The organism is Serratia sp. HNCC26DJ244, assembly GCF_057180565.1.
On record NZ_JBXUGO010000025.1, the window covers coordinates 13867 to 26285 of the forward strand.

10 protein-coding genes and 1 pseudogene are annotated in these 12419 nt (G+C 49.6%); 3 read left to right on the plus strand and 8 right to left on the minus strand.

Annotated features, from left to right (window positions below; all coding sequences use genetic code 11):
- Positions 1 to 38 precede the first annotated feature (38 nt).
- From AC2A06_RS16575 to metG, 8 genes and pseudogenes are all read right to left on the minus strand, one after another.
- Positions 39 to 1736 carry an NAD-dependent malic enzyme gene (locus AC2A06_RS16575; RefSeq protein ID WP_473195624.1) on the minus strand — a complete coding sequence of 566 codons (1698 nt, stop codon included), beginning with the start codon at positions 1734 to 1736 and terminating at the stop codon, positions 39 to 41.
- Between the two features lie 227 nt (positions 1737 to 1963).
- Positions 1964 to 2107 (minus strand): annotated as a pseudogene (locus AC2A06_RS16580) (cytidine deaminase); the annotation flags it as partial.
- 98 nt (positions 2108 to 2205) lie between these two features.
- Positions 2206 to 3021, minus strand: coding sequence for an FkbM family methyltransferase (locus tag AC2A06_RS16585; RefSeq protein ID WP_484380999.1), 816 nt, complete (start codon positions 3019 to 3021; stop codon positions 2206 to 2208).
- 726 nt (positions 3022 to 3747) lie between these two features.
- The gene (cdd, locus tag AC2A06_RS16590) at positions 3748 to 4632 is read right to left on the minus strand and encodes a cytidine deaminase (RefSeq protein WP_484381000.1); all 885 of its coding nucleotides are present in this window, start codon (positions 4630 to 4632) and stop codon (positions 3748 to 3750) included.
- Between the two features lie 375 nt (positions 4633 to 5007).
- Positions 5008 to 5703, minus strand: coding sequence for a CidB/LrgB family autolysis modulator (locus AC2A06_RS16595; protein ID WP_484381001.1), 696 nt, complete (start codon positions 5701 to 5703; stop codon positions 5008 to 5010).
- Positions 5700 to 6107: a CidA/LrgA family protein gene (locus tag AC2A06_RS16600; RefSeq protein WP_484381002.1), complete on the minus strand. Its 408-nt coding sequence runs from the start codon at positions 6105 to 6107 to the stop codon at positions 5700 to 5702. Before AC2A06_RS16600 ends, AC2A06_RS16595 begins: the two co-directional genes overlap by 4 nt.
- A gap of 66 nt (positions 6108 to 6173) precedes the next feature.
- The gene (locus AC2A06_RS16605) at positions 6174 to 7409 is read right to left on the minus strand and encodes an MFS transporter (RefSeq protein ID WP_484381003.1); all 1236 of its coding nucleotides are present in this window, start codon (positions 7407 to 7409) and stop codon (positions 6174 to 6176) included.
- 105 nt (positions 7410 to 7514) lie between these two features.
- Complete coding sequence (gene metG, locus AC2A06_RS16610; RefSeq protein WP_484381004.1) at positions 7515 to 9542, minus strand: methionine--tRNA ligase; 2028 nt, start codon at positions 9540 to 9542, stop codon at positions 7515 to 7517.
- A gap of 164 nt (positions 9543 to 9706) precedes the next feature.
- On the opposite strand from metG, the gene apbC reads away from it, so the two are divergent.
- The 3 genes from apbC (at position 9707) to dcd (ending at position 12264) form a co-directional block, all read left to right on the plus strand.
- Entirely contained in the window at positions 9707 to 10819 is a 1113-nt protein-coding gene (apbC, locus tag AC2A06_RS16615; protein ID WP_473195616.1) for an iron-sulfur cluster carrier protein ApbC, read from the plus strand.
- Between the two features lie 84 nt (positions 10820 to 10903).
- Positions 10904 to 11545, plus strand: a complete 642-nt coding sequence (gene udk / locus AC2A06_RS16620) for a uridine kinase (protein ID WP_023490068.1) — start codon at positions 10904 to 10906, stop codon at positions 11543 to 11545.
- Between the two features lie 137 nt (positions 11546 to 11682).
- Positions 11683 to 12264 (plus strand): dCTP deaminase, encoded by a 582-nt coding sequence (gene dcd, locus AC2A06_RS16625; RefSeq protein WP_023490069.1) that lies wholly within the window; start codon positions 11683 to 11685, stop codon positions 12262 to 12264.
- The last annotated feature ends 155 nt before the right edge of the window (positions 12265 to 12419 follow it).

Sequence of the window (12419 nt, forward strand, 5' to 3'; positions counted from 1 at the left end):
GCCTGCCCAGAGATTCAGCGGATTGACTCTGCGACTAGTTAAAACGAAGTCCGCTTATAGTTGCGGTAGCGTGGGTGCCAATAGTTGTGTTCAATTGCATTGGTGAGGGCCTTTTCCGAGGTGACCATCGCGACGCCTTGTAGCTGGGCCGCTTTACCTACTGCTATGGCAATACACCGGGAGACCTGTTGAATATTTTCGATACTCGGCAGCAAGGCACCGTGGCCATCGGTTGCCAGTGGTGAACAACTGGCCAATGCGCGGCTGGCTGCCATCAGCATGGCATCGGTAACCCGTGTTGCCCCCGATGCCAGCACCCCAAGGCCGATCCCCGGGAAAATATAGGAGTTATTGCACTGGGCAATCGGGAATTGCTGCTCTTTATAGATAACTGGCGGGAATGGGCTACCGGTGGCTACCAGCGCCGCACCCTCTGTCCAGTTGATAATATCTTCTGGCCGGGCTTCCACGCGGGAGGTCGGGTTGGACAGCGGCATCACAATCGGGCGTGGGCAATGCTGATGCATTTCACGGATAATTTCTTCGGTAAACAGCCCTGGCTGACCGGATACACCAATCAGAACGGTAGGTTTAGCATTACGTACCACTTCCAGCAATGAGATAGCATCGCTCTCAGTATGCCACCCAGCCAGATTTTCGCTTTTTTGTACCAGCTTGCTTTGGAAATCGAGCAAGTTTGGCAGCTTGTCAGTTAACAGACCAAAACGGTCCACCATAAAGACCCTGGCACGGGCTTCTTCTTCGCTCAGCCCTTCGGATTTCATCTGGGCGATGATTTGCTCGGCAATGCCACAACCGGCGGAACCAGCCCCGAGAAAGGTGACAGTCTGGTCGCGTAATTGGCTACCCGCAGCGCGACTGGCGGCAATTAAACTGCCCAGCGTGACGGCAGCTGTGCCTTGGATATCGTCGTTAAAGCAGCATAATTGATCGCGGTAGCGGTTAAGTAGTGGTGTGGCATTGCTCTGGGCAAAGTCTTCAAACTGTAGCAACACATTCGGCCAACGGCGTTTAACCGCCTGGATAAACTCATCAACAAAAGCATAATATTCGTCACCTGAAATACGCGGATGACGCCACCCCATATACAGCGGGTCGTTTAAACGTTGTGGATTATTGGTCCCCACATCCAGCACCACCGGTAAGGTATAAGCTGGGCTGATCCCTCCGCAAGCCGTATAGAGCGAGAGCTTACCGATCGGGATCCCCATACCGCCGATACCTTGATCACCCAAGCCAAGAATACGTTCGCCGTCGGTAACGACGATCACTTTGACATTTTGCTTGGTGGCGTTTTGCAACATATCATCGATATGTTCACGATTGGGATAAGAGATAAATAAGCCACGAGCTCGGCGGTAGATATCGGAAAAATGTTCGCAGGCTTCCCCTACCGTCGGGGTATAGATGATGGGCATCATCTCGCTTAAGTGGCTGTCCAATAACCGATAAAACAGGGTTTCGTTAGTGTCTTGAATATTACGTAGATAGATGTGTTTATCGTTGTCGTTGGTGAAATCCTGATATTGACGATAAGCGCGTTCCATCTGCTCTTCAATAGTCTCTACCGCTTCCGGCAGCAGGCCGTGCAGGTTGAATTGACTACGTTCCTCTTCAGTAAAAGCACTGCCTTTGTTTAACAGGGGAAATTCCAGCAGAATGGGGCCAGCATAGGGAATATAGAGGGGACGTTTGCTTTCGTGTTCAAGTTCCATCAACTTTGCTCTTCAACGTATCAGATAGTTTTTTCGGTGCTGATCAGGTATCCGAGGATAAACACCCAACGTCGGGCTACCTTCAGCGCTAATTGAGGGGCACAGCTTAAGAGATACGAAAAATATGTACAGCAATTGTTAGTAAAGAGTGGGTAAATTTGTGGGTAATAGTGACATTTATTCAACTTGCAGGTGGATATTCACCTGCAAGTTGCAAAGGGATGTCGCTAGAAAGTGATCCGCTCTACCTGCTGACAGCCTAATGATGCCAAGGTTGCCCGGGTTGCATCCCATGGTGTCAGTAGGGCATTTTGGCCTTCAACCAATACGGCACGACGGATTTTTTGGCAATCAGCGCCGGAGAGGTTTATCTCGAATTATTTTGCGTATAACTGTAATTAATACCTATGCCCTTGAGGAGGGGAAGACCGGATAATGTGCGACGTCATCCCCATGAGCTAACCTGTACTTAAAGTCGACGAAGCTCTAACCCTTCCGCTGTGCGCTCGATTTCAAGGCGTTTATTACTTGGGTGTTGAGCGATACATAATTCACCAAACAATATGACTTCGTAACCTAAGTTTCTGGTCATTAAATTCATTAAACGGTTACGTTTGGCTATCATATCTTTCATGTAGTCTCCCCAAACCTCAAAGAGAATCGCTGGATGACCCGACTCGACTAACCATTTGCGAGCACCTTTAAAGACTTCGAGCTCTAGTCCTTCAACATCTACTTTAACCAGATTTGCTTTGGGTAATGACAATGAATCAAGCGTCGATATCTTTACCTGTTCGTACTCTTCAATAGTTGAACTGAGGAGATTTTGCTGCATGCGAATATTGGCATCCAGCGACAGTGCTCCTAGATTATTCTCGGTTAAAATATCCAGTACAGGGACATCGATCTCACCATCAATATCCCCAATGGCCATCTGGTAAGCAAAGCAGTTACTCAGATTGTTGTTTAATAAATTGGCGCAGAGTTGGTAGAACACCTGACGCTGTGGTTCAAAGGCGAATAATTTCCCTTTTTGAGCTAAGATACTCTTCCCCATAGGAACCGCGTAAGCGCCAATATTTGCCCCTATGTCGACAATAACTGGCTTTTCAATACCCTCAATTAAGAGCTGTGATATTTGTAATGTGGCGGGCTCCCATATCTTCCCTTCACGGAGATGTTCATTAATCATGTCGGGGCCAGCAGTGAGCAGGAAGTTTACATCACCGACGCGATAGAATGAGAGTAGGGAATCTGTTTTTTCTTGATTTTGAATAGCATCCATAACTATGGCCTTTAAGGTCAACGTGAGTAAAGAACCTGCCCACGGTATATTATTTAATGGGTCGTCTGCTTGATAGCGGTTACAGTTGCATGAACGGTGGGTGTTCTATACGTACCCAGCGATAGTCTTTTTCACGCTTAGTGACTTGGTCAATGGGGTGGCGAGCCAATGTGCATCGTCAACCCATAGCTGTTTTTACGCGATATCTGCAAAGGTTTTCAAGCGTCTGGTAACTGCTTGTTTGCGGTCGGAGCCGAACTCAAGTGGTATCTCAGATTTGATAAACGTTAGCGCACGATTATGCACTAGTTCTATCCAGAGTAAAATATGTTGACCTTCAGAGATGAACAGATGAACAGATGAACAGATGAACAGATGAACAGATGAACAGATGAACAGATGAACAGATGAACAGATGTGCAGTATGGCTTGGCGTATATCTTGGTGTTGCAAGCACTTCTATGCTTGGGAGCAACGTAGAATTTGGAAAATAAAACTTCAGACGACCCTGTGTTGTATAAGGAGCAATAGGCGTTTGTGCCAAGGTAAACGTGACTTTAATCACGCCCGATGTCTTGCGCATTTCTTCGTCTCTCGCCAGTAGTCATTTTCGGTTTTGGAGACATACAGGGTCGCGTTAGGAAAAAGTACCTTTCTCTATTAGTTAAGGCCGTATACGTTGTTAAAAATGTAAGGGGTTGCCTGTAACCATCGCTAATGATGGTACTAGAAAGTGATCCGCTCTACCTGCTGACAGCCTAATGATGCCAAGGTTGCCCGGGTTGCATCCCATTGTGACAGTAGCGCATTTTGGCCTTCAACCAATACAGCACGACGGATTTTTTGGCAATCAGCGCCGGAGAGGTTCATCAGCACCAGTGCTGCCTGTAGCGGCGGCAAGCTAGGGTTAAATGCGGCATTTTCTGCATAACGGCCGGCATAGATTGCGCCATCTTCACCCTCCAAGGCGACACCACTGTAGGCTTCGCTATAAGGGGCATGACAGCGGTTGGCGGCGTCCAGAGCAGCGTTGACCAATGGATCATTCAGTGCCAACTGGCAGCCATGATCAATCGGATCCATCAACAAATTGCTAATGGCAAGGTCGTTCGGCCCGAAAGAGTCCGGCAGGTAATCACCCAGTGTTGCAGCAGCCCGTGTCGGCAACAGGATTTGTAGTGTGCTGCCACTGTTTAGCTCATTCATAAACTGCCGGCAATGGCCACAAGGCGTGTAGTTAACCGTGATAGCACTTAGTTTGCTCTCCCCGCGCAGCCAGGCATGAATGATGGCTGATTGTTCCGCATGCACCGTTTGCTGCAAAGGCGCGCTGCTAAATTCCATATTGGCGCCAAAATAGAGATTGCCACTAATACCTTGGGCGATGGCCCCTACCTGGAAATGCGAAATGGGTGTTAATGAGTAGGCTGCAGCCAAAGGGAGCAGGGCAAATGCCAACGTGCTGTCATCTAACCCGCAAACTTGTTTGAGCGTCGCCACTTGGTCCGCCTTGAACATAGCAGAGAAATCTGCCGCATCAAGGTAGGGCAATAGAGCTGATTGCAAAACAGACGGTAGTTGCTGATAGGCAGCATGGAAGCGCGGGTGCATAGCAAGTCTCTCTACAAGTTGACGAGGCAACATTTTAGGCAGCTTGCCAACAACAAAATGTGACGATTATCATTATTTGTAATGAAATGAATGCAATGTAAATCGAAATTGCGAGAGCTATCGCAGGTTTTGTCGTTAAGCAGGCCGCCAGCAAACGCTGGGCTTGCATGGCGACGATGGGTATATACCCAAGTTCAATGGAGTTGCAGGACAAAACGCTACGCGTTTTGAACAGCGCTTGCGCTGGCCCTTTAGGGCGAGGCCTTGCGCCGAGTAACGCGACAAGGGAGCGAGTCCCTAGGAGCATAGATAACTATGTGACTAGGGCGAACGAGCGTAGTCAACACCCCTGCAGTTTCATTGGCGACGGATATATTAGCCAAATAGACGCAGCAGCACCGGGAATATAAAGGGTGCGGTCAACGAGGTGATGATCCCGCAGATAACCAATGCCAGTGAACTGAATGCCCCTTCCTGGTAGTCCATTTCCGCGCAGCGCGCAGTCCCTAATGCGTGCGAGGCGGTACCCATTACCAGACCGCGTGCAGATTTGGTATTGATTTTTAGCAGATTAAGCAGCGAGTGCCCCAAAACCGCACCAAACATACCAACAAATATCACACACACTGCACTGATGGCCGGGATACCGCCAATCGAGTCGGCGACGGCCATGGCAATCGGGGTCGTGACCGATTTAGGCAAGATTGAGGCGGCAATATCGGGTTTTGCTCCTAATAACAGGGCGATAGCTCCCCCGGTGATCATCGCGGTGATACTGCCGATAAAGCAGATGGTAATGATCGACTTCCAACGGGCACGGATTTGGTGGATCTGCTCATACAACGGAAAGGCGAGGGCAACCACCGCCGGTTGCAGCAGGTCATTGAGAATTTTGCTCCCTTGAAAATAGTCTGCATAGGGAATACCCGTCAGCAGTAAAAAGGGAATAATCACCGCCATCGAAACCAACAACGGGTTGAGCAGGGATATCTTCAGCCATTGTGATAACTTACGTGCGGCGAAAAAAACCAACAATGTCAGTGGCAGAGACCACCAGATAGTGTGGATCATTTCTCTTCCCCCTGGTTTGGGGATTGCCCGCTAATCGTGCGCTCCCGGTGGAAATAGTGTGAGCTATAGCCGACAACCACAAACACCAGCAGGGTACTGACCAGGCAAGAGACCACTAATGGCAGCAGGTCGTCAACGATCTGATTGTAATATTTCATCACGCCGACACCGATGGGCACAAACAACAACACCATATAACGGATAAACAAATGGCAACCGGGCTTGAGCCAGTTGGCAGGGAGAACTTGCCAGGAAAGCAGGACAAACAGCACCAGCATACCAATAATGCTGCCGGGAATGGTGATTGGTAACAGTGATGAGATGGTATTACCGATAAATAGACAGAGGTAGATCAGCGCGATGGCTCTGATGTACTTCCAGCCCACGAGAAGAAGGTTGCCCATAGTATTTCCCAGCTAACGCGAAACATTCATCATACAATTAAAATGTGAGCCACACCACAACATGTACTAGGCGTTTTCTGATTGCACCGTATTGTGCCTGGCAAGGGGCTGCTGCTGTACCGCCAACCGATGGCCAAAAAAGAAAAACAGCAGGCTGAGTAACGCTGTGGCAATCAGCATCATAAACATCACTGCGGGTGAGCTATAACTGAGCAAGAAACCGCAGATCACCGGGTTGATGGCTCCCCCAAGATTACCGAGGCTTTGCACCCCATAGTAGCTGCCTTTCAGGTGGGCTGGGGCGATGAAATCGATGAACATATATTCCACCGGGATAACGATGATTTCCCCAAGGCTGAAAATCGCCATCGCCACTGCCCAAAACAGAATGGATTGCCCGGCCAGCCAAAAGCCGATCAATCCCAGCACAAAGAACAGCGTACCCAGCATTAGCCAGCGCAACATATTGTCTTGGCGCATACCACGGCTGAACAGATATTGCAGGGTGATAACGATACCGGCGTTGACGATCATCACCACGCCAATCACTTGATAGGCAAACTCCGCATTGGCAACCGTAATCAGATATTGCGACAGATAGCCGGCGAACTGACCGTATACCACTGCCCCCAAGGTGCCGCCAATGGTGAAGTAAATCAGCCGTTGGTCACCACGCAAAATAGCGATGGTCTGGCGGAAACTGGGTATGGTCAGCGGAGCGCCGCAGATTTCTGCTGACGGAGGGGACTGATAGTATCTCAAACGCAAACTCAGTGTGATCACCACCAGTAACGCCAGGCCGCCAGACAAGTAAAAAGGCAACAACAGTCCATAACCGGCGACCATCATCCCCAGTGATGAGCCAATCGCCCAACCCACATTGACTAGCGTGTAATTAAGTGAAAACGCTTTGATACGTTGCGTGACCGGTAGCCAACTGGCGAAACAGGCTTTGATAGCGATGCCGAGGATGGCATAAGCGGCGTGCAGAATGGCCATCACCATAATGACGCCAACTGAACCTGGCGCCCAGGGAATAGCAAAAAAGCTCAGGGAAAATAGCAGAATGGCCAACAGTATCAGGTAGTTTTTATTGAAACGGTCTACCAGATAACCACCATAAAAACTGCTGATAATGCCAATGCCCAGGCTGATACCTAGCACTGCACCTACGCTTTTCGGTAGCAAGTGGAAATGTTCGGTGAGGTAAATGGTGATAAAAGGAAGTGTAATACCACGGCCAATGGTCAGCACTAATGAACTGGCCAGTAAGAACTTAATTTGCGCGGGGAATCCTTTCATAAATCATCCTGTTTAAATGTACCTTTCACCATTCAACTTCAAGCGGCACATCAACCATGGGCGCACACGCCGGTGCGCCCATCACTTGGGTAACAGGAGTAAAGTTTACTTCACCTGCATACCTGGCTGCGCACCACTATCTGGGCTCAGTAAGAAGATCTCTTTATCGCCTGGGCCTGCGGCCATCACCATCCCTTCCGAAACACCAAAGCGCATTTTACGTGGTGCCAGGTTGGCCACCATGATCGTTAAACGGCCCACCAGTTGTGCTGGGTCTGGGTAGGCAGAACGGATACCAGAGAAAATCTGGCGTGATTCACCACCCAGATCAAGTTGCAATTTCAGCAGATTGTCGGAACCTTCTACCAATTCGGCACTTTTGATCAGCGCAATACGCATATCCACTTTAGCGAAATCATCGAAGCTGATGGTTTCCTGAATCGGAGCGTCGGCCAACGGCCCAGTGACCACTTTGGGGGCTGCCATATCTTCTTTAGACGCATTAACCATATCATTAACTTTATCGAGGTCGATACGATTAAACAGTGCCTTGAAGGGATTAACCTGATGGCTCAGTAACGGCTGCTGGATACTGTCCCAGCTCAGTTCACAGTTAAGAAACGCTTCGGTCCGTTCAGTTAAGGCAGGCAGTACCGGTTTCAGGTAGCTCATCAGCACGCGGAACAGGTTGATCCCCATTGAGCAGATGGCTTGCAGGTCAGCATCGCGCCCTTCTTCTTTTGCCACAACCCAAGGTGCTTGCTCATCAACATAACGGTTGGCCAGATCTGCCAACGCCATAATTTCGCGGATGGCCCGGCTAGTTTCACGGCTGGCATAGGCTTGGGCAATACTTTCCGCCGCATCAACAAAGGTCTGATACAGCGCAGGATCCGCCAGATGGTCAGCCAATTGCCCGGCAAAACGTTTATTGATAAAGCCAGCGTTACGGGAAGCCAGATTGACCACTTTGTTGACGATATCGGTATTAACACGTTGCACGAAGTCTTCCAGGCTTAGGTCGATATCGTCAATGCGTGAAGAGAGCTTGGCGGCGTAATAATAACGCAGGCAGTCCGCATCCAGGTGCTGCAGGTAGGTGCTGGCTTTGATAAAGGTGCCGCGTGATTTTGACATCTTGGCACCGTTCACCGTGACATAACCGTGAACAAACAGATTAGTTGGCTTGCGGAAGTTGCTGCCTTCCAGCATGGCTGGCCAGAACAGACTGTGGAAATAGACGATATCTTTACCGATAAAGTGATACAGCTCGGTGGTGGACTCTTTACGCCAGAATTCGTCAAAATCCAGGTCATCACGTTTGTCACACAAGTTCTTGAACGAACCCATATAACCGATAGGGGCATCTAACCAGACGTAGAAATATTTACCGGAAGCATCCGGAATTTCGAAGCCGAAATAGGGCGCATCGCGGGAGATATCCCACTGCTGTAAACCCGATTCGAACCACTCCTGCATTTTATTGGCGACCTGCTCTTGTAATGCACCCGAACGAGTCCAGGCTTGCAGCATATCGCTGAACGCGGGCAGATCGAAAAAGAAGTGTTCGGAGTCACGCATGACCGGCGTAGCACCGGACACCACCGATTTGGGTTCGATCAGTTCTGCTGGGCTATAAGTAGCACCGCATACTTCGCAATTATCGCCGTATTGATCCGGCGCTTTACATTTAGGGCAGGTACCTTTGACAAAACGATCCGGCAGGAACATGCCTTTTTCCGGGTCGTAAAGCTGTGAAATGACGCGCTGCTTGATATAACCGTTTTCTTTCAGACGGCGATAGATCAGGCTCGACAGTTCACGGTTCTCTTCGCTATGGGTGGAGTGATAGTTTTCATAGCTGATGCCAAAACCAGCGAAGTCCTGCTGGTGCTCACGCTTCATTTCCGCAATCATCTCTTCCGGCTTGATCCCCATCTGCTGTGCTTTCAGCATGATTGGGGTACCGTGCGCGTCATCCGCACAGATAAAATGAACCTCATGGCCGCGCATTCGTTGGTAACGCACCCAGATATCTGCCTGGATGTGCTCGAGCATGTGGCCGAGATGGATGGAACCATTTGCGTATGGTAGCGCGCACGTCACCAGTAATTTTTTCGCGACTTGAGCCATAGTGAGAACTTGCTTTCTGTAGTGAGTAATAAAAGGGTCTTTGATGTTACCTGATCATGCTGTCTGCTGCTAGGGTGGTTTCTTGCTGTTATATGCGCGAGTTGCTACTGAGTTCTGTTATGCTTGTCATCATGCTATCCATATAAAAAAATCAAGGAGCCGGGATGAACGCAAAATCCCCTGAGCAGAGCAATCCTGAAGTTCTGCGTGCCCTGGTGACCGGCGTATTGGCCACCTTTGAACACCCAACACTAAAAAACAACCTGACCACACTGAAAGCCATCCACCATTGTGCGTTGCTGGACCATGTATTGCACATTGAGTTGACCATGCCTTTTGCCTGGCAGAGTGGTTTCGCCGCTTTGCAAGAGAGCGTTAGCGATGAACTGCTGCGCGTGACCGGTGCCAAGGCTATCGACTGGAAACTCAAGCATGATATTGCCACCTTAAAACGTGCCAACGAACAGGCAGGTATTAACGGCGTACGTAACATTATCGCGGTTAGTTCTGGTAAAGGTGGTGTCGGTAAATCCAGCACGGCGGTGAATCTGGCGTTGGCACTGGCGGCAGAGGGCAGCAAGGTGGGCATTCTTGATGCGGACATTTATGGCCCGTCGATCCCCAATATGCTGGGCACCGAGCACCAGCGGCCCACCTCGCCAGATGGCCAACATATGGCCCCAATTATGGTTCACGGCCTGGCTACTAACTCCATTGGTTATCTGGTGACTGACGATAATGCCATGGTTTGGCGTGGTCCAATGGCCAGCAAGGCACTGCTACAACTGTTGCAGGATACTATATGGCCTGACCTGGATTACCTGGTGTTGGATATGCCGCCGGGTACCGGGGATATTCAGTTGACGCTATCACAGAACATCCCGGTGACCGCTGCATTAGTGGTGACCACACCGCAGGACATTGCTTTGTTGGATGCGGCAAAAGGCATTGTGATGTTTGAGAAAGTGCATGTGCCGGTGTTGGGTATTGTGGAGAACATGAGTGTGCATATCTGCAGCAACTGTGGCCACCATGAACCTATTTTTGGTACTGGCGGCGCCGATAAGCTGGTGAAGAAATATAACAGCACCCTGTTAGGGCAAATGCCGTTACATATTTCGCTGCGTGAAGATCTCGACCGTGGTCAACCGACGGTGGTCAGCCGCCCTGATAGCGAGTTTGCCGAGATTTACCGGCAACTGGCTGGGCGCGTTGCTGCACAGATGTACTGGCTAGGGGACACGATCCCCACGGAGATCGCTTTCCGCGCGCTGTAACTGTCTTTAAGTCATCAAGCTGCAGTTCTGATGGCTGCAGCTTGTCTTGCCCCATTATCGACTATTAAATCAGGTTGTTAAGTTATGACTGACCAGTCACATCAGTGTGTCATTATTGGTATTGCGGGTGCATCGGCTTCGGGTAAAAGCTTGATCGCCAGTACCTTGTATCGTGAGTTGCGTGAACAAGTGGGTGATCAACATATCGGTGTGATCCCGGAAGACAGTTATTATAAAGACCAGACGCATCTGACCATGGAAGAACGGGTGAAAACCAACTATGACCACCCGAGTTCCATGGACCACAATTTGTTGTTTCAGCATCTACAAATGTTGAAAGCAGGTCAATCGATTGAATTACCGCTCTACAGCTACAACGAGTATACGCGCAAAAAAGAGACTATCCATCTGGAACCGAAAAGGGTGATTATTCTGGAAGGCATTCTGCTATTGACGGATAGCCGCTTACGCCAGGAAATGAGCTTTTCGATTTTTGTCGACACGCCATTAGATATCTGCCTGATGCGCCGTATGAGGCGTGATGTGAATGAGCGCGGGCGTTCGATGGAGTCCGTTATAGCGCAGTATCAGAAAACGGTTCGTCCGATGTTCCTGCAGTTTATTGAACCTTCCAAACAGTATGCCGATATCATCGTCCCGCGCGGGGGTAAAAACCGCATTGCAATTGATATCTTGAAGGCTAAAATCAGCCAGTTTTTTGAGTAACTGATTAAAAATTCAGTGATCTTTGGTGAAGTATTTACAACCTGGCATAGACCTTTTAGTGATTATATGGCAGTTTTTGTAGCCGATTACGCACCCATACTCAAGAAAGATGAAGAGTATGGAATGGAGATAAAATAATGAGACTCTGCGACCGCGATATAGAAGCCTGGTTGGACAATGGCAAATTGGTAATTTCCCCACGCCCACCCATGGAGCGTATTAATGGGGCCACTGTAGATGTCCGTTTGGGCAACCAGTTTCGTGTATTTCGTGGCCATACTGCGGCATTTATCGATCTTAGCGGGCCAAAAGATGAAGTTAGCGAGGCACTTGATCGCGTCATGAGCGATGAGATTGTCCTGCCGGAGGGGGAAGCCTTTTTTCTGCACCCCGGTGAACTGGCCTTGGCCGTGACACTGGAGTCGGTGACACTGCCAGACGATCTGGTGGGTTGGCTTGATGGCCGTTCTTCCTTGGCACGCCTGGGTTTGATGGTGCACGTAACGGCACACAGAATTGATCCCGGCTGGCAGGGCCGAATTGTGCTGGAGTTCTATAATTCAGGTAAGCTGCCGTTAGCATTGCGCCCAGGTATGCTGATTGGTGCACTGAGTTTTGAGCCGCTTTCCGGGCCTGCAGCACGCCCCTATAATCGTCGCCAGGATGCGAAATATAAAGATCAGCAAGGGGCAGTGGCCAGCCGTATTGATAAGGACTAACAGTGCAGAAATGCAGAAAGTAAGCCAGATCATACTCAAGTTTAATGGAGTTGCAGGTAGACGGCAAAAGAGTGAGTCCCCGGGAGCATAGATAGCTATGTGACCGGGGCGAGGGAGTGCAGCCAACACCCCTGCAGCTTCATTGGTGACGGGTA